The organism is Pseudomonas sp. SWI7, from assembly GCF_006351945.1.
GTDB lineage: Bacteria > Pseudomonadota > Gammaproteobacteria > Pseudomonadales > Pseudomonadaceae > Aquipseudomonas > Aquipseudomonas fulva.
Genome location: NZ_CP040930.1, coordinates 4,030,862 through 4,056,205 on the forward strand (window position 1 = coordinate 4,030,862; position 25,344 = coordinate 4,056,205).

The 25,344-nt window shown below is 61.6% G+C and carries 25 protein-coding genes; 17 read left to right on the plus strand and 8 right to left on the minus strand.

Annotation, left to right across the window (positions count from 1 at the left end; all coding sequences use genetic code 11):
- Window positions 1-47 precede the first annotated feature (47 nt).
- Together FH041_RS18420 and FH041_RS18425 are read left to right on the plus strand one after the other, a co-directional pair.
- Window positions 48-878 carry a sigma 54-interacting transcriptional regulator gene (locus FH041_RS18420; RefSeq protein WP_027913449.1) on the plus strand — a complete coding sequence of 277 codons (831 nt, stop codon included), beginning with the start codon at window positions 48-50 and terminating at the stop codon, window positions 876-878.
- A 176-nt stretch (window positions 879-1,054) separates the two neighbouring features.
- Window positions 1,055-1,840: a MetQ/NlpA family ABC transporter substrate-binding protein gene (locus FH041_RS18425; RefSeq protein ID WP_027913450.1), complete on the plus strand. Its 786-nt coding sequence runs from the start codon at window positions 1,055-1,057 to the stop codon at window positions 1,838-1,840.
- Window positions 1,841-1,966: 126 nt separating this feature from the next.
- Here FH041_RS18425 and FH041_RS18430 read toward each other — a convergent pair whose 3' ends face one another.
- Window positions 1,967-2,785 carry an alpha/beta fold hydrolase gene (locus FH041_RS18430; RefSeq protein WP_027913451.1) on the minus strand — a complete coding sequence of 273 codons (819 nt, stop codon included), beginning with the start codon at window positions 2,783-2,785 and terminating at the stop codon, window positions 1,967-1,969.
- 250 nt (window positions 2,786-3,035) lie between these two features.
- Between FH041_RS18430 and FH041_RS18435 the strand changes: the two genes are divergently transcribed.
- A complete protein-coding gene (locus tag FH041_RS18435; protein ID WP_027913452.1) occupies window positions 3,036-3,602 on the plus strand; it encodes a sugar O-acetyltransferase in 567 nt (188 codons plus the stop codon).
- Here FH041_RS18435 and FH041_RS18440 read toward each other — a convergent pair.
- Complete coding sequence (locus tag FH041_RS18440) at window positions 3,581-4,150, minus strand: DUF6436 domain-containing protein (RefSeq protein WP_027913453.1); 570 nt, start codon at window positions 4,148-4,150, stop codon at window positions 3,581-3,583. The genes FH041_RS18435 and FH041_RS18440 overlap by 22 nt on opposite strands.
- Before the next feature lie 123 nt (window positions 4,151-4,273).
- Between FH041_RS18440 and FH041_RS18445 the strand changes: the two genes are divergently transcribed.
- The gene (locus FH041_RS18445) at window positions 4,274-5,200 is read left to right on the plus strand and encodes an alpha/beta hydrolase (RefSeq protein ID WP_027913454.1); all 927 of its coding nucleotides are present in this window, start codon (window positions 4,274-4,276) and stop codon (window positions 5,198-5,200) included.
- On the opposite strand, the gene FH041_RS18450 is transcribed toward FH041_RS18445, so the two are convergent.
- Window positions 5,201-5,953, minus strand: a complete 753-nt coding sequence (locus FH041_RS18450) for a DUF2059 domain-containing protein (RefSeq protein ID WP_027913455.1) — start codon at window positions 5,951-5,953, stop codon at window positions 5,201-5,203.
- Window positions 5,954-6,073: 120 nt separating this feature from the next.
- Here FH041_RS18450 and FH041_RS18455 point away from each other — a divergent pair, with 120 nt between their 5' ends.
- Window positions 6,074-6,697 carry a 2OG-Fe(II) oxygenase gene (locus FH041_RS18455; RefSeq protein ID WP_059183548.1) on the plus strand — a complete coding sequence of 208 codons (624 nt, stop codon included), beginning with the start codon at window positions 6,074-6,076 and terminating at the stop codon, window positions 6,695-6,697.
- A gap of 47 nt (window positions 6,698-6,744) precedes the next feature.
- Here the strand turns inward: FH041_RS18455 and FH041_RS18460 are convergent, their stop codons facing one another.
- Window positions 6,745-7,233, minus strand: coding sequence for an ABC transporter substrate-binding protein (locus FH041_RS18460; protein WP_027913457.1), 489 nt, complete (start codon window positions 7,231-7,233; stop codon window positions 6,745-6,747).
- Between the two features lie 203 nt (window positions 7,234-7,436).
- Window positions 7,437-8,666: a phosphoglycerate dehydrogenase gene (gene serA, locus FH041_RS18465; protein ID WP_023532441.1), complete on the minus strand. Its 1,230-nt coding sequence runs from the start codon at window positions 8,664-8,666 to the stop codon at window positions 7,437-7,439.
- Window positions 8,667-8,837: 171 nt separating this feature from the next.
- Between serA and FH041_RS18470 the strand changes: the two genes are divergently transcribed.
- From FH041_RS18470 to FH041_RS18485, 4 genes are all read left to right on the plus strand, one after another.
- Entirely contained in the window at window positions 8,838-10,235 is a 1,398-nt protein-coding gene (locus FH041_RS18470) for an FAD-binding oxidoreductase (RefSeq protein ID WP_059183549.1), read from the plus strand.
- 24 nt (window positions 10,236-10,259) lie between these two features.
- Window positions 10,260-10,925 carry a fumarylacetoacetate hydrolase family protein gene (locus FH041_RS18475; protein ID WP_027913459.1) on the plus strand — a complete coding sequence of 222 codons (666 nt, stop codon included), beginning with the start codon at window positions 10,260-10,262 and terminating at the stop codon, window positions 10,923-10,925.
- A gap of 162 nt (window positions 10,926-11,087) precedes the next feature.
- Entirely contained in the window at window positions 11,088-12,002 is a 915-nt protein-coding gene (locus FH041_RS18480) for an SdiA-regulated domain-containing protein (RefSeq protein ID WP_027913460.1), read from the plus strand.
- An 85-nt stretch (window positions 12,003-12,087) separates the two neighbouring features.
- Complete coding sequence (locus FH041_RS18485) at window positions 12,088-12,990, plus strand: SdiA-regulated domain-containing protein (RefSeq protein WP_027913461.1); 903 nt, start codon at window positions 12,088-12,090, stop codon at window positions 12,988-12,990.
- Between the two features lie 63 nt (window positions 12,991-13,053).
- Here FH041_RS18485 and rpiA read toward each other — a convergent pair whose 3' ends face one another.
- Window positions 13,054-13,728, minus strand: coding sequence for a ribose-5-phosphate isomerase RpiA (gene rpiA, locus FH041_RS18490; protein ID WP_059183550.1), 675 nt, complete (start codon window positions 13,726-13,728; stop codon window positions 13,054-13,056).
- A gap of 133 nt (window positions 13,729-13,861) precedes the next feature.
- Between rpiA and ilvA the strand changes: the two genes are divergently transcribed.
- The 4 genes from ilvA (at window position 13,862) to ptsP (ending at window position 18,847) form a co-directional block, all read left to right on the plus strand.
- The gene (gene ilvA, locus FH041_RS18495; protein WP_027913462.1) at window positions 13,862-15,376 is read left to right on the plus strand and encodes a threonine ammonia-lyase, biosynthetic; all 1,515 of its coding nucleotides are present in this window, start codon (window positions 13,862-13,864) and stop codon (window positions 15,374-15,376) included.
- 113 nt (window positions 15,377-15,489) lie between these two features.
- Window positions 15,490-15,915 (plus strand): DUF2269 family protein, encoded by a 426-nt coding sequence (locus FH041_RS18500; RefSeq protein ID WP_059183551.1) that lies wholly within the window; start codon window positions 15,490-15,492, stop codon window positions 15,913-15,915.
- Between the two features lie 150 nt (window positions 15,916-16,065).
- Complete coding sequence (locus tag FH041_RS18505; RefSeq protein WP_023532670.1) at window positions 16,066-16,545, plus strand: RNA pyrophosphohydrolase; 480 nt, start codon at window positions 16,066-16,068, stop codon at window positions 16,543-16,545.
- Window positions 16,546-16,567: 22 nt separating this feature from the next.
- Window positions 16,568-18,847: a phosphoenolpyruvate--protein phosphotransferase gene (ptsP, locus tag FH041_RS18510; RefSeq protein ID WP_027913464.1), complete on the plus strand. Its 2,280-nt coding sequence runs from the start codon at window positions 16,568-16,570 to the stop codon at window positions 18,845-18,847.
- 57 nt (window positions 18,848-18,904) lie between these two features.
- Here the strand turns inward: ptsP and FH041_RS18515 are convergent, their stop codons facing one another.
- Entirely contained in the window at window positions 18,905-19,651 is a 747-nt protein-coding gene (locus FH041_RS18515; protein WP_059183552.1) for an NRDE family protein, read from the minus strand.
- A 127-nt stretch (window positions 19,652-19,778) separates the two neighbouring features.
- Here FH041_RS18515 and FH041_RS18520 point away from each other — a divergent pair, with 127 nt between their 5' ends.
- Genes FH041_RS18520 through FH041_RS18530 form a run of 3 tightly spaced genes read left to right on the plus strand, consistent with a single transcriptional unit; the run spans window position 19,779 to window position 22,406 of the window.
- Window positions 19,779-20,561, plus strand: coding sequence for a sulfite exporter TauE/SafE family protein (locus FH041_RS18520; RefSeq protein WP_028686735.1), 783 nt, complete (start codon window positions 19,779-19,781; stop codon window positions 20,559-20,561).
- A gap of 16 nt (window positions 20,562-20,577) precedes the next feature.
- Window positions 20,578-21,384 (plus strand): prolipoprotein diacylglyceryl transferase, encoded by an 807-nt coding sequence (gene lgt / locus FH041_RS18525; protein WP_027913467.1) that lies wholly within the window; start codon window positions 20,578-20,580, stop codon window positions 21,382-21,384.
- A 50-nt stretch (window positions 21,385-21,434) separates the two neighbouring features.
- The gene (locus FH041_RS18530) at window positions 21,435-22,406 is read left to right on the plus strand and encodes a thymidylate synthase (protein ID WP_132578129.1); all 972 of its coding nucleotides are present in this window, start codon (window positions 21,435-21,437) and stop codon (window positions 22,404-22,406) included.
- Between the two features lie 144 nt (window positions 22,407-22,550).
- Here FH041_RS18530 and cadR read toward each other — a convergent pair whose 3' ends face one another.
- Window positions 22,551-22,994, minus strand: a complete 444-nt coding sequence (cadR, locus tag FH041_RS18535; RefSeq protein ID WP_027913469.1) for a Cd(II)/Pb(II)-responsive transcriptional regulator — start codon at window positions 22,992-22,994, stop codon at window positions 22,551-22,553.
- Window positions 22,995-23,074: 80 nt separating this feature from the next.
- Between cadR and FH041_RS18540 the strand changes: the two genes are divergently transcribed.
- Window positions 23,075-25,333, plus strand: a complete 2,259-nt coding sequence (locus FH041_RS18540) for a heavy metal translocating P-type ATPase (RefSeq protein WP_028686707.1) — start codon at window positions 23,075-23,077, stop codon at window positions 25,331-25,333.
- The last annotated feature ends 11 nt before the right edge of the window (window positions 25,334-25,344 follow it).

Sequence of the window (25,344 nt, forward strand, 5' to 3'; positions counted from 1 at the left end):
CATCCGTCACACGCCCGGCCGCCGCAGGCCAGGGGCGGGAGCTCGTCATGACGTATCAGAACCCCTTCGGCCAGCCATTGCTGACATTCCCCGAACTCGACAAGAGCCCGCTGAGCATTCGCGCCAAGGCGCTGGTCTTCATCGACCCGCGTTCCCAGCGATTGCGCACGGAGCTGGAGCACCTGGCGCCGCTGCCGCTGCCGGTGCTGATCCGAGGCGAAACCGGCACCGGCAAGGAGTTGCTGGCCCGCCAGATTCACCGCGCCAGCGACCGCACCGGCCTGTTCGTGTCGGTCAACTGCGCCGCCATCAGCCCAACCTATGCCGATGCAGAGCTGTTCGGTTATAGCGCCGGTAGCCATGGCGGCACTGCCAGCAGCCGCGCTGGCTGGTTCGGATCGGCCAACGGCGGCACGCTTTACCTGGACGAGATCGCCGACTTGCCACAGGCCATTCAGGCCAAGCTGCTGGCAGCACTGGAAAACCGCGAAGTCACCCGCGTAGGCGCACACCAGGCGCAGCCGGTGGATGTACGACTGGTGGCGGCCACGAGCATTGACCTGGCGCGGGTGGTGAAGGCAGGGCGCTTCAGCGAGCGGTTGTATCAATATTTGCGCGAGGGCGCCCTTGAATTGCCGCCGCTGCGCGAGCGGCCGGGGGACATCCTTGCGTTGGCGGAATACTTCGTTGGCATCTACAGCGGGCGTTTGCAGCGGCCCGTGCCGTTGATAAGCGAGGCTGCACAGAGCCTGCTCGAGCAGCATCCTTGGACCGGCAATACCCGTGAGCTGGAAAACGTCATCCACTTCGCCCTGCTGGTCAGTGATGGGCCGGAAATCCTGCCCGAAGACCTGGACCTGCCCGACGTTCCACGCTAGAGGCAGCTCATAAGCAAACACGCTGGTGGCATTTTGGTTTTGGAATAAGCAACGAAATAAAAGATATTGTTCGGGAATAAAAATTATCGGTATTGTCCGCTTCACGCCCGTCATCGCATTGCGTTGGGCGCCCCATTTGCCATCTTCGATGGCTCAGATGCAGAACAAGGATCACCATGAAGAAGACCCTGCTGACCACTGCCCTGGCTGCCGCCCTGTCCTTTAGCGGCCTGGTCGCCGCCGCCGAAAAACTGGTGGTTGCCGCAACGCCGGTGCCCCATGCCGAGATCTTGGAGCTGATCAAGCCGACGTTGGCCAAAGAAGGTGTCGACTTGCAGATCAAGGTATTCACCGACTACGTGCAACCCAACGTGCAGGTTGATCAGAAGCGTCTGGATGCCAACTACTTCCAGACCCTCCCGTACCTGCAGAGCTTCAACGAGGGCAAGGGTACGCACCTTGAGACCGTGATCGGCGTGCATGTCGAGCCGTTTGGTGGCTACTCGAAGAAGGTCAAAAGCCTGGATGAGCTCAAGGAAGGCTCAACCGTTGCCATTCCTAACGAGGGCAGCAACAGCGGCCGCGCACTGCTGCTCTTGCAGAAGGCGGGGCTGATCACCCTCAAGGACCCGAAGAACGCCCTGGCCACCCCGAAAGACATCGCCGAGAACCCGAAAAACCTGAAGTTTCGCGAGCTGGAGTCGGCCATGTTGCCGCGCGTGCTGGATCAGGTCGACCTGGACATGATCAATACCAACTACGCGCTGGAAGCCGGCCTGAATCCTGCCAAGGATGCCTTGGTCATCGAAGGCAGCGACTCGCCTTACGTCAACTTCCTCGTGGCGCGTCCTGACAACAAGGACAGCGATGCCATTCAGAAGCTGGCCAAAGCCTTGACCAGCCCTGAAGTGAAGGCATTCATCGCCAAGAAATACCAAGGTGCCGTGCTGCCTGCATTCTGATGCACCGGCTGCCTTCGGGTCGTTTCCAATCGCGACCTGAGGGCGTCTCCACCTGAGCCCAACCCTATTGGGCTCAGGTTACCGCGTTGCAAGAATGGTCAGCTGCTTGAAACAGGCCAGCAGGCTTCAGCAGTGTCGCGGTAGCCAATTCAAGAGAAACTGGTTCACCACCTCAGGGTTTTCCAGGCACGAGATATGCCCCGCAACGGGGATCTGAGCGGCCAGGCAATTGATGATCTGCGCCATCTCGTTGGCTTCAGCCGGTGGCCTGGGGATGTCCTGGTCGCCACACACCACGATGGTTCGTTCGCTACAAAGGCCCCCTAATTGCGCCAGTGCGTCCGGTCGGCCGAATATGATGCGGCCCATTGGGTCATAGCTGTCGCGGATAGTGTTGGCGGACGTGGCCTTCAATGTTGCTCGAAACCGTTCACGCAGTGCTGGCACTGTATGGCCGCCGGGATGAAAGAAGATGGGTACGATGACGTCCAGCAGCTCATCGTCGAACGCACCTGCGGCAGACGCAGCATCCAACAAGGCGAAATACTTGCGTTTGGTGGCGTCCGGCTCTGCGCCCAGGTAGGTATCCATCAGCACCAGGCGGTCAACCCGCTCGGGATGCTCGGCGGCCAGCAGTGCCCCCCACATCCCCCCGACCGATAGCCCCACCAGGTGGCAGCGTTCAATCCCCAGCTTGTCGAGCAATTGAATGTGCTGACGCGCCAGATCAGAGGTGGTTCTGGTCGTAACCGGCGGAGCATCGGAGTCGCCGTGCCCCCAGAGCTCTGGAATGATGACTCGAAAATGCCGGGACAGCGCGTCGAGCTGCTCACTCCACATGTCAGCTGACCACAAATAGCTGTGGCCAAGGAGCACTGGAAAACCTTGGCCCTGGTCGATGTAGCTCAGCCGTGCGCCATCGATTTCCATGAATCTTTTATGCATAGGTCATTTCTCTTGAGAAAAAATGCATGCAGTAAGCGCGTAGGCCTGCTCGTTACATGCGCTTGTCTGATTAGTGGATGCACACCAGAACGTATCCTTTGGCAAACGCGTTGCCATCGGCGGGTTCTGATAGCGCGCTGCACAGCCGCTGCGGGGTTGAGCAGCACGCCGCTTTCATGCGACGCGTTGGGAAGTCTGGTTCATCGTGAGGTCTGACGATCAGTAGCATAACGAGCCGCCAGGAGTTTCCATGTCCAAAAGCGAAAAACAGAAAATGCTGACAGGCGAGCTGTATCACGCCACGTGCCCCGAGTTGCAAGCCGAACAGGCGGCCAACAAACACTGGATGCACCGCTACAACAACAACGTGGAGCTGACGGCCCAGGCGCGGCATGCATTGCTGGCAGGGCACCTCGGCCATGCGGGTGAGGGTGTGGTGCTGCGTGCCCCTTTCTATTGCGACTATGGATACAACATCAGCGTGGGCCGCAATACGTTCATGAACTTCAATTGCGTGATCCTTGACGTACTGCCTGTGCACATCGGCGAGGACTGCCAGATCGGCCCCAATGTGCAGATCTACACGGCCGACCACCCGCTCGACCCGCAGCTGCGGCGCACGGGCCTTGAGAGTGGGCGGCCGGTCAGCATTGGCAATAACGTGTGGATTGGTGGCGGTGCCATCATTCTTCCAGGGGTGTGCATCGGTGATGATGCAGTGGTCGGCGCAGGCAGTGTCGTTACCCGGGATGTTCCGGCAGGGGCGACGGTGGTGGGCAACCCTGCTCGCATACATCAGTCTGCCCAGGGGCAGTAACAGCCGATCGCCAGGGTGTTGGAGGCGCTGACAGGGCGGCCGTCGAGCAGCGCGGTGAGTATGGGCTCGATGAAGCTGTTGGCAGCGTTGCATACCGCGCCTTCGCTGTACGGGCCGAAGTAGGCCAGGTGCCCTTGGCGATCCCAGATGGCTACCGCGGGCGACGCTGGCATATGTTCACTGCCAGGCAGGTTGCTTAGTGGTTCCAGCGCAGCAAGGTCGTCCGGCAGATAGCCCCGTGTGCCGGGTTTGTGCAAGACGTGAAAGCTGACGCCCCGGTTCGTGAACTGCTTCATCAGGTCGGCCAGGTGCTGTTGGTTGCCAACGTTACACGGGCAGGCTGGGTCCCAGAAATGCACGACCCGCACGGGTCCGGGGCCGGCCAGTTCGGTAGGTAGCTGTAAGTGCGAGCCGTCGAACAACGTGGCCTGGTTGTCGAACGGGCGTAAATAGCGGACCTGGAAGGTCGTGTACGCCTGCCAGATGATGACCGTCCCGGCCACGACGCCGAGCATCATGCTCAGCCATTTGAGAGTTCGCAGGTTCATGAAAGGCCGATTGCTGCTCCCACGGGCAGTGGGAGGTGGGTTGCTGGTACGGCCAGCTTGCCACGGCGCGTCGATGAGCTGAATATCTCAGGTCAATACTTGCTTCACGCCGGACCCACCAAAATGCCTGCAAGCTTCCATCCAGACCTCCTGCGCACAAGCCTGGCCCCGCTGAATGCGCGTAAGCCGCTGTGCACCCATGCGAAGGCCTACCAACGCTTCTATGGGCTCGATCTGCCTGTCCACAGCTGGCTTGGGCAGTTTGCGGTTGCCGGATTCGAGGTGGTTGCGCAGGTGTGGTGTCCACAGCAGCCCAAGGCTACCTTGCTGCTGTTGCACGGGTACTACGACCACATGGGCTTGTACAGGCATCTGGTGGCATGGGCATTGAAGCGCGGTTATGCCGTTGTCAGCTGCGATTTACCCGGCCACGGCCTGTCTAGCGGCGAACGCGCCAGCATCGATGATTTCGCGATCTACCAGCAGGTACTTGAGTGCCTGTTCGAACAGACGCGCAGCTTGCAGCTGCCTCATCCATGGCACCTGTGCGGGCAGAGCACAGGTGGGGCCATTGCCGTGGATCACCTGCTGCACAACCCACAGACAAGCCCCATCGATGGGCAGGTATTGCTGCTTGCCCCATTGGTACGCCCCTGTGCCTGGCGCTGGTCGAAGCTCAGCTATCACGTGTTGCGCCACTTCGTGAACGGCATCGAGCGGCGTTTCACCGAAAACAGCACAGACCCTGCGTTTCTACCGTTTCTTGAAGCTGATCCGCTTCAGCCCAGGCGATTACCAACGGCATGGGTTGGCGCACTGATCGATTGGATCACACGCATCGAGGCGGCGCCCGTCAGTACCCGGCAGCCCTTGATTGTGCAAGGAGAGGCCGATGGCACGGTCGACTGGCCTTACAACCTTCAGGTGCTGAGGGCTAAGTTCGCGCAGCCGCAGGTCATGATGCTACCCGGGGCCCGACATCATCTTGCCAACGAACTGCCTGCCATTCGACAGCGCTATTTCGACTTCATCGACCAGCACTTGGGTTGATCAATTCAGCTCGCCGGTACTTTGGCCAACCGCCAGGCCGGCGCGAATGGCTGCCAGCGCAGCTCGATAGTAGGCTTTGCCGTCGTTGGATTCGGCAAAGGTTGCAAACGCTTCGAGTTCTGCGTCCGTGAGGTCACGGTATACATACAGCAGGGTGTTGTTCAGGTCCTGGCCGATCTGCTTCATAAGGCGTTGGCGCTGGCCGTCGAGCAGACCTTGGGCCTGCCCACCGCCCAACAACCCCGGAATCATCGAGCTCAGGCTGTCGGCAGCCATGCCGGCAATGGCAAGGCTCACCTCGGCCCCTGCCTCACGGGCGGGTAGCGCCTGGGCCAGGTGCCCAATGATCAGCATGCGATCATCGCTGGCCTGAATCTTCGGGAGCCCATCGGCGTTCTTGGCCAACTCATCCTTGCGGGTAGCCCGCAATTCGGCCGCGACGATCTTGCGCCCTAGCGGCGACTGGAAAAAGGCCAGCGCCGGTGATGGATTGGGCAGTGCCGAGCGCAGTTGCGCCAGTGCACGGCGGTCCACGGCCTGGGCCTGGAAGCGCTGGTTGCTGTTGCTCACCAGCGCCTGGTAAACGGCAGGTGGCAAGCTGTTGCGGTAGCGCTGCTGGGCGGCGTTCAAGGCGTCGGTGAAATGGGCGCGTTGCTCGGGCCAGCCAGCGGTCTTGTACAGCTGATCCAGGCTATCTGCCCAGACAGGCAACGTGCAGCTCATCAGCAGAATCAGGGAAAACAGACGGCGCATTCAGGACTCCTGTCGGCAGAGGGCTATTGTCTGTGGGGCAGCGCCGGTTTGTCGAGATATCCACGCGCTTCTCAGCCAAGTGGCGCTGTGCGCCGACGGGGCGAATGGATATGATGCGCCATGCACATTTCCCCCCAACACCCAATGCTTGCGGCCGTCGTCGACGATTTGGCCACCCATGGCTGGTCCCAGCAGGCACTGTTTCTGCCGGCGGACCTGGTCGGCGCGCTGGCAAACGAATGCCGACGCCGTTATGCCGAAGGGGAGCTCAACCCCGCAGGGATTGGACGGGGGCCTTCCCAAGAGGTGCGCGAGGCCATCCGTGGGGATCAGATCCAGTGGATCGATCCAGGCCAGGCGCACGCCTGCGACCAGTACCTGGCAGCCATGGACCAACTGCGCCTGGCAATCAACCAAGGGCTCTTCCTGGGCCTGGAAGACTTCGAATGCCACTTTGCGCTTTACCCACCCGGCGCGTTCTACAAACGGCATCTGGACCGTTTTCGCGATGACGACCGGCGCATGGTTTCGGCCGTGTTCTACCTGAACGAAGACTGGACGCCCGCAGACGGGGGACAGTTGCGCATGTTCCTGGCCGATGGGGTGGAGCACGATGTTCAGCCCGTCGCGGGGTGCCTGGTGGTCTTCCTGTCCGGCGAAGTCCCTCATGAGGTGCTGCCGGCCGGTCGCGAGCGCCTGTCATTGACTGGCTGGTTCAGGCGCCGTGGCAATGATCCCTTCTGAGCGGGCGAGCATGCTGATCAGCACCTGCCACGGTTGACTGCGGCACGCTACCGAGTCGCTGCGGCCTGCTGCTCGTCGGCAAGCCACTTGTGTTCCAGTTCGGCCGTACGCCCGCTGTCCTTCAGGCGTTGCAGCGCGTTGTTCACGGCGCTTTCGAAGGCTGGGTTGTCCTTCTGGAACGGCACCACCAGCTGTTGCTTGCCAAAAGGCTGGCTGGTGTCGAGCGGGCTATCGCCTTGCGGTATTGCCGTGACAGGCAGCAACGCGATGTCGTATTTACCACTTTCAACGCCGGGCAGGGTTTGCGCCTCGGGTGCTTCGACGAACTCCACGCGCAGGTCGAGCTCCGAGGCCAGGGCCTGGCCGAACTCCACATCGAACCCTGTCAGGTGGTCATCCTGCTTGAAGGCGTATGGTGCGTTGTCACTCTGCACAGCGATGCGCAGTTCACCGCGATCGGCGATTTCGTCCATCAGCTCTGCCTGAGCCAATGGGCTGATCAGTACTGCCAGCAGTACCCCTATGGTCGAACGCATGAATGCCCCTTTTCGTTTAGCGAATGAATAACCGTCGCCACGGCTTTATTCCTCGCCATGGTCGAGCGCAGCCTATGACCCTGAAGTCGCGGCATCGTTTGACGTGCAGCCTGGTTTTTTTGTGCTCCCCGTCCGCCGCTGTGGTGGCCCCATAACGAAAAGGGAGGCCACCTGGGCCTCCCTCGATTCACGCTGGCCGCGTGTTAGAACAGTACGCGCGAGCGGATGGTGCCCTTGACCTGTTGCAGCTTCTCCTGCGCAAGGTCCGAGTATTCGGCGTCGACGTCGATCACCACATAGCCCACTTTCTCGTTGGTCTGCAGGAACTGACCCGAGATGTTAATGCCGTTTTCGGCAAATACCTTGTTGATTTCGCTGAGAACACCCGGGATGTTTTCGTGGATGTGCAGCAGGCGGTGCTTGCCAGGGTGAGCAGGCAGGGCCACTTCCGGGAAGTTGACCGACGACACGGAGGTGCCGTTGTCGCTGTACTTGACCAGCTTTTCGGCCACTTCCAGGCCGATGTTGGCCTGAGCCTCGGCAGTGGAACCGCCGATGTGCGGCGTCAGGATCACGTTGTCCAGGCCGCGCAGCGGGCTTTCGAACTCTTCATCGTTGGAGCGTGGCTCGACCGGGAACACGTCGATGGCAGCGCCGATCAGGTGCTTGTCCTTGATGGCTGCGGCCAGGTGATCAAGTTCGACCACGGTACCGCGGGCAGCGTTGATCAGGATGGAGCCCTTCTTCATCGCTCGGATTTCCTTCTCGCCGATCATCCACTGGGTGGATGGCAGCTCAGGCACATGCAGCGAGACGATATCGGCCAAGCCGAGCAATTCGTGCAGGTTGGTCACCTGGACAGCATTGCCCAGCGGCAGCTTGGTCAGCGGATCGAAGAAGTACACCTGCATGCCCAGGCTTTCGGCCAGTACAGACAGTTGGGTACCGATGGAGCCGTAACCGACGATGCCCAGTTTCTTGCCGCGAATCTCGAAGGAGTTGGCTGCGCTCTTGATCCAGCCGCCACGATGGCACGAGGCATTTTTTTCCGGAATGCCGCGCAGCAGCAGAATGGCTTCGGCCAGTACCAGCTCGGCTACCGAACGGGTGTTGGAGTACGGCGCGTTGAACACCGCGATACCGCGCTGACGGGCCGCTTCCAGGTCAACCTGGTTGGTACCGATGCAGAAGCAACCGACGGCGACCAGTTTCTTGGCGCAGTCGAAGATTTCTTCGGTCAACTGGGTGCGTGAGCGGATGCCGATGAAATGGGCGTCGGCGATCTTTTCCTTCAACTCTGCTTCGGGCAACGAACCAGTGAGGTATTCGATGTTGGTGTAGCCGGCAGCCGTCAGGGTATCGACCGCGTTCTGGTGTACACCTTCAAGAAGAAGGAACCGGATCTTGCTCTTGTCGAGAGAAGTCTTGCTCATCTGCGTAAACCTGTATCCCGGAGAAAAGTGGCGAGGGTGATGCCAGGCGCCCGTGGGCAGCTCTAGCATGAACAGCGGGGGCGCTATGCTAGCATACGCGACACAATCTGAGCTTATCCCGACAGGTGAAGAGTGCTCAGGGTGACCATGAATAAAGCGAGAGTTCAGGCGATGACCCAGCCCGCTGCATTGGATGAGTTGATGACCCTGGTCGACCCCGGCAAGGTGTTGACCGACCCCGAGTCCCTGCAAGCCTATGGCAAGGACTGGACGCGCCATTACCCGCCTGCGCCCAGCGCCATCGTCCTGCCCCGGACGATCGAACAGGTGCAGGCCATCGTGCGCTGGGCCAATGCCCATCGTGTGGCGCTCGTGCCTTCCGGGGGGCGTACCGGATTGTCCGCGGGCGCCGTGGCCGCCAGCGGGGAGGTGGTCGTCGCCTTCGATTACATGAACCGCATCCTGGATTTCAACGCCTTCGACCGCACCGTGGTCTGCCAGCCAGGGGTCATTACCCAGCAGGTGCAGGCGTTCGCCGAGGAGCAGGGCCTGTATTACCCAGTGGACTTTGCCTCCAGTGGCTCCAGCCAGATAGGCGGCAACATCGGTACCAATGCCGGTGGCATCAAGGTGATCCGCTACGGCATGACCCGCAACTGGGTCGCGGGCCTCAAGGTGGTCACCGGCAGCGGCGAGTTGCTGGAATTGAACAAGGGCCTGATCAAGAACGCCACCGGCTACGACCTGCGCCAGCTGTTCATTGGCGCCGAAGGTACGCTGGGGTTCGTGGTCGAGGCCACCCTGCGCCTGGACCGTGCACCGCGCAACCTCACCGCCATGGTGTTGGGCACACCTGATTTCGACTCGATCATGCCGGTACTTCACGCGTTTCAGGGCAAATTGGACCTGACGGCGTTCGAGTTTTTCTCCGACAAGGGCCTGGCCAAGATCCTGGCGCGCGGTGACGTGCCTGCGCCCTTCGAAACGCCATGCCCGTTCTATGCCTTGCTGGAGTTCGAGGCCGGCACCGAAGCGGTGGCCAACGAAGCCTTGGCCACCTTCGAACACTGTGTCGAGCAAGGTTGGGTGCTCGATGGCGTGATGAGCCAGAGCCAGACGCAGCTGAAGAATTTGTGGAAGCTACGCGAATACCTGTCCGAAACCATTTCGCACTGGACGCCGTATAAAAACGACATTTCCGTGACCGTCTCGAAAGTGCCGGCCTTCCTGCGCGACATCGACGCCGTCGTCCAGGCGCATTACCCGCACTACGAGGTGATCTGGTACGGGCATATCGGCGACGGCAACCTGCACCTGAACATCCTCAAACCCGAGCACATGAGCAAGGATGACTTCTTCGCATCCTGCACCGAGGTCAATAAGTGGGTGTTCGAGATCGTCCAGCGCTACGACGGTTCGATCTCCGCCGAGCACGGTGTGGGCATGACCAAGCGCGACTACCTGGGCTACAGCCGTTCCCCTGAAGAAATCGCCTGCATGAAGGCGATCAAGGCGGTGTTCGACCCTGCGGGCATCATGAATCCGGGTAAGATCTTCGCACCTGAATAAAAAGCGGTATCCAGAGGAGTGGCCATGAACTACCAGCACCAGTATGCAGACGGCACGCGCATTCATTTTCCACTGGGCAAGGTGGTATGCATCGGGCGTAACTACGCCGAACATGCCAAGGAGCTGGACAATCCCATTCCGACCGAACCCCTCCTGTTCATCAAACCGGGCAGTTGCGTGGTGCCGGCCGAGGGCGGGTTCAAGATTCCTGCCGACCGCGGGTCGGTGCATTACGAGGTGGAAATCGCGGTATTGCTGGGCAAGTCACTGTCCACGCGGCCGAGCCAGGAAGAGGTGCTCGATGCCATTTCCGGCTTCGCGCCGGCCTTGGACCTGACCCTGCGGGACGTGCAGGCCAAGCTCAAGGAAAAGGGCTTGCCTTGGGAGTTGGCCAAGTGTTTCGACGGCGCCTGCGTGTTGCCGCCCTTCGTGTCTGCCGCCAGCTTCGAAGACATCACGGCCATCCCGGTGCGCCTGACGGTAAACGGCGAAGTCCGCCAGGACGGCTCCAGTGCAATGATGCTCAACCCGATCGTGCCGATGATCCAGCACATGGCTGCGCAGTTTTCGCTGCAGGCCGGCGACGTCATCCTGACCGGCACCCCAGCAGGCGTAGGCCCCTTCAACGTGGGCGATGACGTGGTTCTGGAGCTGCCAGGGATTAGCCGCTTCGAGAGCCGGGTGCTCTAAGCCGCTACCCACTCGGCTTTTCGCGGATGATCCGCCTTGGCCACGGCAGCGGTCAGGCGGCCCACCTCCGCGTCATCTGCGAATGCCCGGGCGGGTTGACTGTTTTTTCACACGTCTTCTGGATAATGCGCAGACCTTTGCTTCTTTCCCCAGGACGCCTCGATGCAATCAAACGCCCCTGCCTCCTTCAAGCGCCCGTTCTACCTGCGCTGGCCGTTCGGCTTGGCCGTGGGCGTGGTGATTACCTATGGCGTGGCCTTCGCCATGCATTGGGACGATCGGGCAGCATTGTGGATCAAGGAAGGTTTCGAAAGCACGGCCGAGCGCAGTGAAAGCGTGTGGCTGCCGGACTACACGGTGGATATCGATGCCAAGCCCTTGCCGGCAATGGCCGACTACGAGGCATCGGACCTCGCGTACAACCCCAGTACGCGTACGCTATTCGCCGTCATGGGCAAGCAACCCTTCCTCACCGAGCTGAACCTGGACGGCGACGTACTGCGCAACATTCCCCTTAATGGCTGGGCAAACCCGGAAGGCGTCACGGTCATGGACGGCGGCTACCTGGCAATCACGGACGAGCGGCTGCATGACCTGACGGTGGTGAAAGTCGATGCCACCACTACCGTGCTCAACCATGCGGACTTCCTCAGCCACGACCTAGGGGAGTCGCCAAACGGAAACAAGGGCTATGAGGCCGTGGTGTGGGATGCGTCGAAGCAGCGGCTGGTCATCGGCGAGGAGCGGCCGCCGCGCCTTTACGAATGGAAGTCCAATGGGCAAGGCCAACTGACGGGCGAGAAAACGCCGCTGCCCAGTGATTCGCTCGACCTGCGAAACCTGTCGGCGTTGGGCATTGACCCGCGAACGGGGCACCTGCTGGCGCTGTCTGCCGACTCCAACATGCTGCTGGAACTGGACGAGCAGGGTGAGCAGGTCAGCTTCATGACGTTGCTGGGGGGCTTCAATGGCCTGCAGCACACCATTCCTCGGGCCGAAGGTGTGGCAATGGATGACCAGGGCACCCTGTACATGGTCAGCGAACCGGCATTGTTCTACCGCTTTACCAAAGGCTAGGTTTTTCTGCTATTTACATGATGGCATTAAGCTTTATTTCAGTTGTTTGTGGTTAGATTCGCCATCCTTCGTCGAGTCTGCCTTCATGCACCGTTATCTGCGTCTGTCACTGGTTCCTGTCGTTCTAGGTCTGCTGTTGCTGGGCTGGGTCGGGCAGGAATTTCGTCTGTTCGAACGTGCCTGGTTCAACCTCACCACGTGGTGGCAGCCGGCGGAGCAAAGCATTGGCTTGAATCGCTATCAGGTGGTGGTCGAAGGGCGGCCGATCGAAGGGCTGGATGACGATGTCTCGGCGCTGACCTACGACCCTGACCGCAAGAGCCTGTTCACCGTGACCAACGCCCGCTCGGAGCTGATCGAGCTGTCGCTGGACGGGCGAATCCTGCGGCGCATCGCGTTGCACGGTTTCGGTGATCCCGAGGCGGTGGAGTACATCGGTCCCAACAGCTACGTGATTACCGACGAGCGCCAGCAGCGGCTGATCCGTGTGCGGCTCACCGACGACACCTTGTCCCTGGACGCTACTCAGGCCGAGCAATTGACCTTGGGCATCGGCCTCAACGGTAACAAGGGTTTCGAGGGGCTGGCCTTCGACTCGGTGGGCAAGCGGCTGTTCGTGGCCAAGGAGCGCGACCCGATGCTCATCTATGAAGTGCACGGGTTTCCTCATGACGATCCGCAACAACCCTATGCCGTGAACGTTGTCCAGGACCGAAAGCGCGATTCGCGCCTGTTCGTGCGCGACCTGTCGAGCCTGCAGTTCGACGAGCGCAGTGGGCACCTGCTGGCGCTGTCGGATGAATCACGCCTGGTCCTGGAGCTGGATGTGCAAGGGCGGCCACTGAGCACCTTGTCATTGCGCAAGGGGTTCCAGGGGCTCAAAGCGACAGTCCCGCAGGCGGAGGGCATTGCGATGGACGAGACCGGGACCATTTACATGGTCAGTGAGCCGAACCTGTTCTACGTATTCAAGCAGCCGGCGCCATGACCATATCGGCGCTCGGCAAGCCCCGGACGGCGCAACCGTACCCGGGCATGCCGGCTTGTATGGTTACTCGGCCTTCAGGCTCTTCACGCCGTCGGCAGTGCCCAACAGCAGCAGGTCGGCAGGCCGTGCGGCGAACAGGCCATTGGTGACCACGCCCACGATGGCATTGATCTGGGCTTCCAGCTCCACCGGGTTGGTGATCTGCAGGTTATACACGTCGAGGATCACGTTGCCGTTGTCCGTGACCACGCCCTCACGGTAGACCGGGTCACCGCCCAGCTTGACCAACTGGCGAGCGACGTGGCTGCGCGCCATCGGGATCACCTCCACCGGCAACGGGAAGTTGCCCAGAACCGGTACCAGCTTGCTGCCATCGGCGATGCAGATGAATGTCTTGGCCACGGCGGCAACGATCTTTTCCCGAGTCAGGGCCGCGCCACCCCCCTTGATCAGGTTCAGGTGCTCGTCGCTTTCATCGGCGCCGTCCACATAGAACTCCAGCCCGCTGACGCTGTTGAGCTCGTAGACCGGGATGCCATGCCCCTTGAGACGCTGGGCCGTGGCTTCGGAGCTGGCGACCGCGCCGTCGAAGGCCGTCTTGTGCTGCGCCAGGGCGTCGATGAAGAAATTGGCGGTCGAACCGGTGCCAACGCCAACGACGCTTTTGTCATCGAGCTTGGGCAGAATGAAGTCGACGGCAGCCTGGGCAACGGCCTGTTTGAGTTGGTCCTGGGTCATGCGGGCTCCGAGAGGGGGCAGGGCGGATGTAAAGGCGACCAGTATAACGGCAAGCGCGGCTTGGCTGTGGTCGTCCGACATAACGCTGGGGTAGACTCCGAGCCCTTGTCCCGCGGCCAGTGATGCTTTCCCGATGCTCGAACAGTACGTCAAGAAGATCCTCACCTCGCGCGTCTATGACGTTGCCGTCGAAACCCCCTTGCACAGCGCCGGGCAGTTGAGCAAACGCCTGGGCAACCAGATTCTGCTCAAGCGCGAGGACCTGCAGCCGGTGTTCTCGTTCAAGATCCGCGGGGCCTACAACAAGCTGGCGCAGTTGACCGCAGAAGAGCTGGCTCGCGGTGTGGTCACCGCGTCGGCAGGCAACCATGCCCAGGGGCTGGCCCTTGCTGCGCGGGAAATGGGCATCAAGGCCACCATCGTGATGCCCAAGACCACACCTGAGATCAAGATCGAAGGTGTGCGCTCGCGCGGCGGCAAAGTGGTTCTTCACGGTGACTCGTTCCCCGAGGCATTGGCGTATTCGCTGAAACTGGTCGATGAAAAAGGCTTCGTCTACATCCATCCCTACGATGATCCGCACACCATCGCGGGCCAGGGCACCGTGGCCATGGAAATCCTGCGCCAGCACCCTGGTCGGCTGGACGCCATTTTCGTGCCGGTCGGCGGCGGCGGTCTGATCGCCGGCATCGCTGCCTACGTGAAGTACCTGCGCCCGGAAATCAAGGTGATTGGCGTTGAACCGGACGATTCCAATTGCCTGCAGGCCGCCATGGCCGCTGGTGAGCGGGTGGTGCTGCCGCAGGTAGGGTTGTTTGCCGACGGCGTGGCGGTGGCCCAGATTGGCCAGCATACCTTCGACATCTGCCGCCAGTACGTGGACGAAGTCATCACCGTCAGCACCGACGAAATCTGCGCGGCGATCAAGGACATCTACGACGATACCCGTTCGATCACCGAGCCTGCGGGGGCACTGGGGGTGGCGGGTATCAAGCGTTACGTGGAGATGTACGGGGTCAGCGGCCAGACCCTCGTCGCCATCGATTCCGGGGCGAACGTCAATTTCGACCGCCTGCGCCATGTCGCGGAGCGGGCAGAGCTGGGTGAAAAGCGCGAAGCTATCATCGCGGTCACCATCCCGGAGCGCCCCGGTAGCTTCAAGGCCTTCTGCGAAGCGGTGGGCAAGCGCCAGATCACCGAATTCAACTACCGCAAACACACCTCCGATGAAGCGCACATCTTCGTGGGCGTGCAGACCCATCCGGAAAACGACCCCCGCGCGGCATTGGTGCAGCAGTTGATCGACCAGGGCTTCCCGGTCACGGACCTTACCGACAATGAGCTGGCCAAATTGCACATTCGCCACATGGTGGGCGGGCACTCGGCCGGGGCGAGCGATGAAATGGTGCTGCGTTTCGAATTCCCCGAGCGGCCAGGGGCACTGTTCAACTTCCTCGACAAGCTGGGCGGGCGCTGGAACATCTCGATGTTCCACTACCGTAACCATGGCGCGGCAGATGGCCGTGTGGTGGCGGGGCTGCAGGTCCCTGAGGACGAGCGCCACCTGGTGCCGGCCGCGCTGGCGCAGATTGGCTACCCCTACTGGGATGAAACCCAGAACCCGGCCTACACGTTGTTCCTTGGCTGAACGGCTAAGCTCTTACCCACGGGGGGCGCCGCTTCGCAGTGAACAGGCGGCGCAGCCTGGCGGCCTTGCTCGCTCGCAGCCCCCTGTAACGCAACCAGCCCAGGACGAGTGACATGGAACACCTCAACACCCTCAAAGCCTTGCACGTGATCGGCACCGCTTTGTTGTTGCTGGGTGCTCTGGGCTTGGCGATCTGGACGATGCGCGCCCGCCGGCAGGGTGGCGGGACGGTGTATGGCAGGTTGATGCAGCGGCCTCTGGTCTTCGTCTGGTTGGTGATGGGTATCAGCCTGATCAGCATGCCGTTCACCGGTTGGTGGCTGGTGCACCTGGTGGGTTGGCCGCTGGGTCAGACCTGGCTACTGGCGTCGAGTGCGCTGTATACCGTGGGCGCGTTGGCCTGGGTATGGCTTGTGGTGCGCCTGAATCGGCTGCGCAGGACACCTGCACAGGGTGCTCGGCTAACACTGGCGTTGGCCGTGTTCAGTGCCGTGTGCCTGCTGGCCATCGCCGGATTGATGGGCGCCAAGCCCGTCTGATCCTCGCCAAGGTATCCACCGATTGCCTGTCGGCAAAGCCTGGTTCACAGACTTGCATAGCGCTGACGGTATATAAGCACCGCAGGCGCGTTGCTGCGCTCGCAGGCTTTGTGGAACAATGCGGTGACATGCGTTTGCGAGGTTGCTGCCGTGATCGACCCGGATGGTTTTCGCCCCAATGTCGGGATCATTCTCACGAATGATGCCGGGCAGGTGCTATGGGCTCGACGGATCAACCAGGATGCCTGGCAATTTCCACAGGGCGGTATCAACCCTGACGAGACGCCAGAAGACGCCCTGTACCGCGAGCTGAACGAAGAAGTTGGCCTTGAACGCGATGATGTGGAAATTCTTGCCTGCACCCGTGGTTGGTTGCGTTATCGTTTACCCCAGCGACTGGTGCGCACCCACAGCCAACCGTTGTGCATCGGCCAGAAACAGAAGTGGTTCCTGCTGCGTCTGATCAGCAATGAACAACGGGTGCGTATGGACCTGACCGGCAAGCCGGAGTTCGATGGCTGGCGCTGGGTGAGCTACTGGTACCCGCTGGGCCAGGTTGTGACATTCAAGCGCGAGGTCTATCGGCGCGCCCTGAAAGAGCTAGCACCGCGTCTTCTGACGCGCGACTGACGACGGAGTTCGACCCCGAGCCATGCTCAATACGCTGCGCAAGATCGTCCAGGAAGTAAACTCCGCCAAAGATCTCAAGTCGGCGTTGGGGATCATTGTCTTGCGTGTCAAAGAGGCCATGGCCAGCCAGGTCTGTTCGGTCTACCTGCTGGACCCGGAAACCAACCGGTTCGTATTGATGGCCACCGAGGGGCTGAACAAGCGTTCGATCGGCAAGGTCAGCATGGCCCCCAACGAAGGCCTGGTCGGGCTGGTGGGCACCCGCGAAGAACCCCTGAACCTCGAAGATGCCGCCGCACACCCGCGCTACAGGTACTTCGCCGAGACCGGCGAGGAACGCTTCGCTTCCTTCCTGGGCGCCCCGATCATCCACCACCGCCGCGTGGTGGGGGTCCTGGTCATTCAGCAGCGCGAGCGTCGCCAGTTCGACGAAGGCGAAGAGGCCTTCCTGGTGACCATGAGTGCGCAATTGGCGGGGGTGATCGCCCATGCCGAGGCCACTGGCTCGATTCGCGGCCTGGGTCGCCAGGGCAAGGGTATTCAGGAGGCGCGGTTCGTTGGTGTGCCTGGCTCGCCTGGTGCTGCCGTAGGGCGGGCGGTGGTGATGCTGCCACCGGCCGACCTGGAAGTGGTCCCGGACAAGACGGTCGAGGACATCGACGCCGAACTGCACCTGTTCCATGCGGCCCTCGAAGGTGTGCGCGCCGACATGCGCAAGCTGTCGGCCAAGCTGGCCACCCAACTGCGCCCCGAAGAGCGGGCGTTGTTCGATGTCTACCTGATGATGCTCGAGGACGCTGCCCTGGGCGGCGAGGTGCGGGAGGTCATCAAGACCGGCCAATGGGCGCAGGGCGCCCTGCGCCAGGTGGTGGGCGAGCACGTCAACCGCTTCGAACTGATGGACGACGATTACCTGCGCGAGCGGGCCTCCGACGTCAAGGACCTGGGCCGACGCTTGCTCGCCTACCTGCAACAGGCCCGCTCGCAGTCGCTGGTGTATGCCGACAACACCATTCTGGTCAGCGAAGAGCTGACCCCGGCCATGCTGGGCGAAGTGCCCGAAGGCAAGCTGGTGGGCCTGGTCTCGGTATTGGGCTCGGGCAACTCGCACGTGGCCATTCTGGCCCGCGCCATGGGTATTCCGACCGTGATGGGCCTGGTCGACCTGCCTTATTCGAAGGTCGATGGCATCGAGCTGATCGTCGATGGCTACAAAGGGGAGGTCTTTACCAACCCAAGCGATGTGCTGCGCAAACAGTACAGCGACGTGGTCGAGGAAGAGCGCCAGCTGGCACAGGGCCTGGACGCCTTGCGCGAGCTGCCCTGCGTGACCCCTGACGGCCACCGCATGCCGCTGTGGGTCAATACCGGCCTACTGGCCGATGTCGCTCGCGCCCAGCAGCGTGGCGCCGAAGGGGTAGGCCTGTACCGCACCGAAGTGCCGTTCATGATCAACCAGCGCTTCCCCAGCGAAAAAGAGCAGTTGGCGATTTACCGCGAACAGCTGGCGGCTTTCCATCCACTGCCCGTGACCATGCGCACACTGGACATCGGCGGCGACAAGGCGCTGTCCTACTTTCCGATCAAGGAAGAAAACCCCTTCCTGGGCTGGCGTGGCATTCGCGTCACGCTCGATCATCCCGAGATTTTCCTGGTGCAGACGCGGGCCATGCTCAAGGCCAGCGAAGGCTTGAACAACCTGCGGATTCTGCTGCCGATGATTTCCGGCGTTCAAGAACTCGAGGAAGCGCTGCACCTGATTCACCGTGCCTGGGGCGAGGTGCGCGACGAAGGCACCGATGTACCGATGCCGCCGGTGGGCGTGATGGTGGAAATCCCGGCCGCGGTGTACCAGACCCGTGAACTGGCGCGACAGGTGGACTTCCTGTCAGTGGGGTCCAATGACCTGACCCAGTACCTGCTGGCTGTGGACCGTAACAATCCTCGGGTAGCCGACCTCTACGATTACCTGCATCCAGCCGTGCTGCAGGCGGTCAACACCGTGGTCCGCGATGCTCATGCCGAAGGCAAACCGGTAAGTATCTGCGGCGAAATGGCGGGCGACCCGGCAGCTGCCATCCTGCTCATGGCCATGGGCTTCGACAGCCTGTCGATGAACGCCACCAACCTGCCGAAGGTGAAGTGGATGCTGCGCCAGGTGAACATGAGCAAGGCTAAAGAGCTGCTGCAAGAGGCGCTGAGCCATGACAACCCGCAGGTCATCCACAGCTCGCTGCAGCTGGCGCTGAAGAACCTGGGGCTTGCACGAATGATCGGGCCCGGGGCCAACAAGCCGCTCTGAGCGCCATGTGTACCGGCGCCTAGTGAGTTGACCTGCATACAAGGTCGGCCTGGGTGATCAAACCGAGAGTTTCACCTCCCCGAGAAGGGATCCGAACGGGCCGAAGCTGCGTTCGATGAACTGCCTTTGGCCTTGATTATCGACAATCAGCACGGTACTGGCGCGTGTGCCGTAGTGCTGACTGGCGATGAACGCGCTCGACAACAGTTTCTCGGTGGCCAGGCCCACGCCTGTTTCCGGCAACAGGGCGTCGACCACAGGCTCGTCATCTGCCAACAGTCCCAATAGTCGGTCAGGGGCTGGTTTTTCCAACAACTCCGCCAGGCGGCTGCGCGCCTTGACCAGCTTCGGCCACGGGGTATCAAGCTGCGCATTGGAAAGCCCGTACACGCCCGCCTCAAGCAGACGTGGCACTGCTTCCCTGGCATTGACGTACCCCAGAGCATGGTGATCGCCAATGAGCAGGTTGAAGCCTGAATACTGGTCGGCTCGGCTTGCCACCTGATTCAGATAAGTTTCTACGGTTTGCTCACCCTTCAGAAAAGCGGCCACCAACTCGCCACGCGAATGCGATCCCAGTGGCTGTCTGGGGTCCCGGATATTGGTCAACGCGGCGAACCTTCCCTGTGGGCCGACTCCCAGCCAAGTCCCGCCAGCCTCCAGGTCTCTGCCCGCGTACACCTGCGGTGCGTCTTCCCACGGTGCCAACGCCAGGGTAGGGCGGGCATAGAATTCATCACGGTTGGCTGCCACGATCAACGGCAGGGCATGCCCTGGCCGCCAGGCGAACACGATCAGGCACATTTTTCCGGTCCTGTGTTTTCTTCCACTGTACCCAGGCAGCGCGGCAGATCCAACCTGACACAGACTTCACTAGAGCCGCGAACCCAGCTTCCGTTACCATGCCGGATTGATTTCTCGGGGAAGCCGAATGGAATTCGTGCTCTATCTGGTCTTGGGTGCATGTGCGGGGGTGCTGGCTGGCCTGTTTGGCGTGGGCGGGGGCATCATCATCGTGCCTGTGCTCGTGGTCAGCTTCACGTTGCAGGGCTTTGACGCTTCGGTGTTGACGCACCTTGCGGTAGGCACCTCCCTGGCCTCCATCGTCTTCACCTCCATCAACGCCGTGCTCGAGCATCACCGCAAAGGCGCGGTGCAATGGCCGATCTTTGCCTGGATGACCCTGGGGATCCTGCTGGGTGCCGGTGTCGGGGCCAAGACGGCGTCGCTGATCCAGGGGCCCATGCTGCAGAAGATCATCGGCGTCTTTGCCTTGGTGATTGCCGCGCAGATGGCACTGGACCTCAAGCCCAAGGCCAGCCGCGGTGTGCCCGGCAAGGCTGCACGGGTGGCAGCGGGGGGCGTGATCGGCTGGGCCTCGGCCATTTTTGGCATCGGCGGCGGCTCGCTGACCGTGCCCTTCCTGACCTGGCGCAGCCTGCCCATGCAGCAGGCCGTGGCAACGTCGTCAGCGTGTGGCCTGCCCATTGCGATCGCCAGTGCAGTGGGGTTCATGGTGCTGGGCTGGCATGAACCTCAATTGCCGCCGCACAGCGTGGGTTACGTCTACCTGCCGGCGATGGTCGGCATCGCCGTGACCAGCATGTTTTTCGCACGTTACGGGGCGCGGTTGGCTCACAGACTGTCACCGCGCCTGTTGAAGCGCCTGTTTGCGGCCCTGTTGTTCTGTGTAGGCCTGAGCTTTCTGATTTGAATCGAGAGGATGTTAAATGCTGCCTTACCCGCAGATAGACCCCGTGGCACTGGCCATCGGACCGCTGAAAATCCATTGGTACGGCCTGATGTACCTGATCGGCATTGGCGGGGCCTGGTTGCTGGCCACCCGCCGCCTCAACCGGTTCGACCCTACCTGGAGCCGCGAAAAGCTCTCCGACCTGGTCTTCTGGCTGTCGATGGGGGTGATCGTGGGAGGGCGGCTGGGCTATGTGCTGTTCTACGACCTGCACGCGTACCTGGCCAACCCGACGCTGATCTTCGAGGTCTGGAAAGGCGGCATGTCGTTCCACGGCGGTTTCATTGGCGTGATGCTCGCTGCATTGTGGTTCGGCAAGCGCCACAACAAGTCGTTCTTCGAACTCATGGACTTCGTCGCCCCGCTGGTGCCGATCGGCCTGGGTGCCGGGCGTATCGGCAATTTCATCAATGCCGAGCTGTGGGGCAAGCCGACCGATGTGCCATGGGCGATGGTCTTCCCACCGTTCAGCGACCCGGCCCAGTTGCCGCGCCACCCTTCGCAGCTGTATCAGTTCGCCCTCGAAGGCGTGGCGCTGTTCGTGATTCTCTGGCTGTACTCGCGCAAACCTCGGCCCACCATGGCCGTTTCCGGAATGTTCGCGTTGTTCTACGGTATTTTCCGTTTCATCGTCGAGTTCGTGAGAGTTCCGGATGCCCAGCTCGGTTACCTGGCCTGGGGATGGCTGACCATGGGTCAGATTCTGTGCATCCCCATGATCGTGGCTGGCCTTGCGCTCATCTGGTGGGCTTATAATCGCAAGCCTACGGCGACACCCGCCTGATCACTCTCCCGGCAGGGGCGATCCCCCTGCCGTCTAGCTACAGGTAAGCCATGAAACAGTATCTGGACCTGGTCCGCGACGTTATCGAAAACGGCACGTTGCAGGAAAACCGTACCGGCATCCGCACCATCAGCCTGCCAGGGGCGATGCTGCGCTTCGACCTGCAGAAGGGGTTCCCCGCCATCACCACGCGCAAGCTGGCGTTCAAGTCGGCGATCGGCGAAATGGTAGGTTTCCTGCGCGGGGTTCGCAATGCAGGCCAATTCCGTGAGTTGGGTTGCAAGGTCTGGGACCAGAACGCCAACGAAAACGCCCAGTGGTTGGCCAACCCGTTCCGCCAGGGCCATGACGACCTGGGCGAGATCTACGGGGTCCAGTGGCGGCAGTGGCCGGGCTACAAGCGCATCCCCCTGAGCAATCGAGCCGCGATCGAGATGGCGGAGAAGGCCGGGTTCCGTCAGATTGCCGAGGATGAAGAGGATGGCGTGGCGTTTGTCATCCTGTACAAAGCCATCGATCAGGTCCGTCAGTGCCTGGACACCATCGCAAACGACCCTGGCAGCCGGCGCATCCTGTTCCATGGCTGGAACTGCGCCCAGCTCGATGAAATGGCCTTGCCGCCTTGCCATCTGCTGTACCAGTTCCACCCCAACGTGACAACGCGCGAGCTCTCGCTGACGCTTTATATCCGTTCCAACGATCTTGGCCTGGGTACGCCATTCAACCTCACCGAAGGGGCGGCATTGCTGGCGCTGTTCGGTCGGCTGACCGGCTATACCCCGCGCTGGTTCACCTATTTCATCGGCGATGCCCATGTGTACGAGAACCATCTGGACATGCTCAACGAGCAGCTCAAGCGCGAGCCGCTGGAAGCGCCGAAGCTGGTGATCAGCGATCGGGTGCCGGCGTTCGCCGAGACGGGCAAGTACGAGCCGCAGTGGCTTGAACAGATCGAGCCGAGTGATTTCTGGCTCGAAGGGTATGAACATCATGCCCCGATGACGGCTCCGATGGCGGTTTGAAGGTGGCGCCTTCATACCCCCGGTGAACGATCCCGGGAGCGGTCTTGCCGGCGCCCCGGCAAGGCCGCCCCGAAATTCGCTAGCCTTCAGATGCGGCGCAAGACAGTGGTTCTGGCAGGGTGACCGACAGGCTGGTCACGCCCACTAATGCCCATGGCTACGTCCAACATGTGAATGCTCGATATCCGGCACCGTCACCGCGCCGTTGGTTTCCAGCTGCTGCAAAATCGCGCATTGCGCGCCTTCTTCGCTACACCGTCTTCGCAAATCCATCAGTTGCGCCTGTAACGCCACCAATCCATCGAGCCGGGCCTGGACGTGCTCGATATGCTCGTCGATCAAGGCATTCACGCTGCCGCACGAGGCCTGGGGGCTGTCACGCAGCTGCAGCAGGCTGCGGATTTCATCCAGCGTCATGTCCAGCGTGCGGCAGTTGCGGATGAATGTCAGGCGCTCGACATGCGCTTGCGTATACATCCGGTAGTTGCCCTCGCTGCGCGCAGGCTCTGGCAGAAGCTTCTCGCGTTCGTAATAACGAATGGTCTCGACAGCGCAGTCCGTCGCCTTGGCAAGGTCGCCGATCTTCATGTTGGAAACTCCAGGCATTCGCTTGACCCTATAGTGGCTACAGGGTGTTCACTTGGCAACAGGCTCAATAAGGATGACCCATGAACAAGTCTGTCAGCCCCGAACACTCGCATCATCATGAGCACAATCATGACCATGCCCATGACGGCGTGGGCCATGGCGATCAGGGTCATGCCTGTTGCAGCACGCAGGCGGCGCCTGCTCATGTGCAGTTGACGTCCCGGCCCAGCAAGCAGGCTCTGCTCAGCCGTTTTCGGATCGAAGCCATGGATTGCCCGACCGAGCAGACGCTGATCCAGGACAAGCTGGGTAAGATGGCCGGCATCGAGGCCCTGGAGTTCAACCTCATCAGCCGCGTTCTTGGGGTCAGGCACACGCTCGATGGCACGTCCGACATCGAACGGGCCATCGACAGCCTGGGGATGAAAGCCGAGCCGCTCGTGGGGGATGCCGATAGCGCTGCCGCGCCAGCGCCGCCGCCCAGACAGGCTTGGTGGCCACTTGCGCTGTCCGGTCTGGCAGCCCTGGGCGCCGAAGTCGTGCACTTCGCCCAGCTCGCACCGCAGTGGGTGGTGGCCGCGCTGGCACTGGCGGCGATCCTGGGTTGTGGTCTGGGTACCTACAAGAAAGGCTGGATCGCGCTAAAAAACCGAAACCTCAACATCAATGCCCTGATGAGCATCGCGGTCACCGGTGCGCTGCTGATCGGCCAATGGCCGGAAGCAGCCATGGTGATGGTGCTCTTTACCGTGGCCGAACTGATCGAGGCCCGCTCGCTGGACCGTGCACGCAATGCCATTGGCGGGCTCATGCAGCTGGCGCCGGACATGGCAACCGTGCAACAGGCCGATGGCCAGTGGCGCGAAGTGGACGTGCGTGAAGTCGCTGTCGGCGCAACGATGCGAGTACGGCCAGGCGAGCGGATCGGGCTCGATGGCCAAGTGATCAGCGGGCAGTCCAGCGTCGATCAGTCACCGATCACGGGTGAAAGCCTGCCGGTGGAGAAGGTCCAGGGCGACAAGGTCTTCGCCGGTACCATCAACCAGGCAGGCGCACTGGAAATCCAAGCCACCGCAGTAGCTGGTCAGTCCACGCTGGCGCGCATCATCAAGGCCGTCGAGCAGGCGCAAGGGGCGCGGGCGCCAACCCAGCGCTTCGTCGACCGGTTTTCGCGGATCTATACGCCGGCAGTGCTGGCCCTGGCGTTGGCCGTGGCGATCATCCCGCCGCTCCTGCTGAACGGCACGTGGTTCGACTGGGTGTATCGCGCGCTTGTGCTGCTGGTAGTGGCATGCCCCTGTGCACTGGTGATCTCGACCCCCGTCACCATCGTCAGTGGCCTGGCGGCGGCAGCGCGCAAAGGCATCCTGATCAAGGGCGGGGTGTACCTCGAGGGCGGGCGCCACCTGGACTTCCTGGCCCTGGACAAGACCGGCACGATCACCCACGGCAAGCCGGTCCAGACAGACTTCAAAGCCCTGCAACCGGCGTTCGAGCATCGTGCGCAGGCCCTGGCATCGAGCCTGGGTGCACGCTCCGATCACCCCGTGTCCCGAGCGATAGCCCAGTTCGGCCAGGACAACGACCTGCCCCACCTTGAGGTCCGGGATTTCACCGCGCTGGCGGGCCGTGGCGTGCGTGGCAACCTTGAGGGTGAGGTGTTGCATCTGGGCAACCATCGTCTGGTCGAGGAGCTGGGATTGTGTTCACCAGAACTGGAGGCCCAGCTGGATGCCTTGGAACAGCAGGGCAAGACAGTGGTGTTGCTGCTCAACGCATCAGGCCCCCTGGCATTGTTTGCAGTGGCCGATACCGTCAAGGAAAGCAGCCGGCAAGCCATTGCCGAGCTTCATGCGCTGGGCATCCAGACGGCCATGCTGACCGGCGACAACCCGCACACCGCTGCGGCTATCGCGCGTACAGTAGGCATTGATCGGGCCGAAGGTAACCTTCTGCCAGCCGACAAGCTCAGTAGTATCCAGGCGCTGTACGACCAAGGTCATCGCGTTGGCATGGTCGGGGACGGCATCAACGACGCACCAGCGCTGGCCCGGGCCGAAATCGGCTTCGCCATGGCGGCAGCTGGCACCGATACCGCCATCGAAACGGCCGATGTGGCGCTGATGGACGACGACTTGCGCAAGATCCCTGCGTTCATCAGGCTGTCGCGGCATACCGCAGCGATCCTCAAGCAAAACATCGTGCTGGCCTTGGCGATCAAGGCGATCTTCCTGGGCATAACGTTCGCCGGGCTGGCCACCATGTGGATGGCCGTATTCGCCGACATGGGCGTTAGCCTGCTGGTGGTGTTCAACGGCCTGCGCTTGTTGCGCAAGTGACCGCCGACTCA

Excerpts from the sequence above, each read along its gene's own strand:
- FH041_RS18420 (WP_027913449.1), top strand. The coding sequence starts at position 48 with ATGACGTATCAGAACCCCTTCGGCCAGCCATTGCTGACATTCCCCGAA.
- FH041_RS18425 (WP_027913450.1), top strand. The coding sequence starts at position 1,055 with ATGAAGAAGACCCTGCTGACCACTGCCCTGGCTGCCGCCCTGTCCTTT.
- FH041_RS18430 (WP_027913451.1), bottom strand. The coding sequence starts at position 2,785 with ATGCATAAAAGATTCATGGAAATCGATGGCGCACGGCTGAGCTACATC.
- FH041_RS18435 (WP_027913452.1), top strand. The coding sequence starts at position 3,036 with ATGTCCAAAAGCGAAAAACAGAAAATGCTGACAGGCGAGCTGTATCAC.
- FH041_RS18440 (WP_027913453.1), bottom strand. The coding sequence starts at position 4,150 with ATGAACCTGCGAACTCTCAAATGGCTGAGCATGATGCTCGGCGTCGTG.
- FH041_RS18445 (WP_027913454.1), top strand. The coding sequence starts at position 4,274 with ATGCCTGCAAGCTTCCATCCAGACCTCCTGCGCACAAGCCTGGCCCCG.
- FH041_RS18450 (WP_027913455.1), bottom strand. The coding sequence starts at position 5,953 with ATGCGCCGTCTGTTTTCCCTGATTCTGCTGATGAGCTGCACGTTGCCT.
- FH041_RS18455 (WP_059183548.1), top strand. The coding sequence starts at position 6,074 with ATGCACATTTCCCCCCAACACCCAATGCTTGCGGCCGTCGTCGACGAT.
- FH041_RS18460 (WP_027913457.1), bottom strand. The coding sequence starts at position 7,233 with ATGCGTTCGACCATAGGGGTACTGCTGGCAGTACTGATCAGCCCATTG.
- serA (WP_023532441.1), bottom strand. The coding sequence starts at position 8,666 with ATGAGCAAGACTTCTCTCGACAAGAGCAAGATCCGGTTCCTTCTTCTT.
- FH041_RS18470 (WP_059183549.1), top strand. The coding sequence starts at position 8,838 with ATGACCCAGCCCGCTGCATTGGATGAGTTGATGACCCTGGTCGACCCC.
- FH041_RS18475 (WP_027913459.1), top strand. The coding sequence starts at position 10,260 with ATGAACTACCAGCACCAGTATGCAGACGGCACGCGCATTCATTTTCCA.
- FH041_RS18480 (WP_027913460.1), top strand. The coding sequence starts at position 11,088 with ATGCAATCAAACGCCCCTGCCTCCTTCAAGCGCCCGTTCTACCTGCGC.
- FH041_RS18485 (WP_027913461.1), top strand. The coding sequence starts at position 12,088 with ATGCACCGTTATCTGCGTCTGTCACTGGTTCCTGTCGTTCTAGGTCTG.
- rpiA (WP_059183550.1), bottom strand. The coding sequence starts at position 13,728 with ATGACCCAGGACCAACTCAAACAGGCCGTTGCCCAGGCTGCCGTCGAC.
- ilvA (WP_027913462.1), top strand. The coding sequence starts at position 13,862 with ATGCTCGAACAGTACGTCAAGAAGATCCTCACCTCGCGCGTCTATGAC.
- FH041_RS18500 (WP_059183551.1), top strand. The coding sequence starts at position 15,490 with ATGGAACACCTCAACACCCTCAAAGCCTTGCACGTGATCGGCACCGCT.
- ptsP (WP_027913464.1), top strand. The coding sequence starts at position 16,568 with ATGCTCAATACGCTGCGCAAGATCGTCCAGGAAGTAAACTCCGCCAAA.
- FH041_RS18515 (WP_059183552.1), bottom strand. The coding sequence starts at position 19,651 with ATGTGCCTGATCGTGTTCGCCTGGCGGCCAGGGCATGCCCTGCCGTTG.
- FH041_RS18520 (WP_028686735.1), top strand. The coding sequence starts at position 19,779 with ATGGAATTCGTGCTCTATCTGGTCTTGGGTGCATGTGCGGGGGTGCTG.
- lgt (WP_027913467.1), top strand. The coding sequence starts at position 20,578 with ATGCTGCCTTACCCGCAGATAGACCCCGTGGCACTGGCCATCGGACCG.
- FH041_RS18530 (WP_132578129.1), top strand. The coding sequence starts at position 21,435 with ATGAAACAGTATCTGGACCTGGTCCGCGACGTTATCGAAAACGGCACG.
- cadR (WP_027913469.1), bottom strand. The coding sequence starts at position 22,994 with ATGAAGATCGGCGACCTTGCCAAGGCGACGGACTGCGCTGTCGAGACC.
- FH041_RS18540 (WP_028686707.1), top strand. The coding sequence starts at position 23,075 with ATGAACAAGTCTGTCAGCCCCGAACACTCGCATCATCATGAGCACAAT.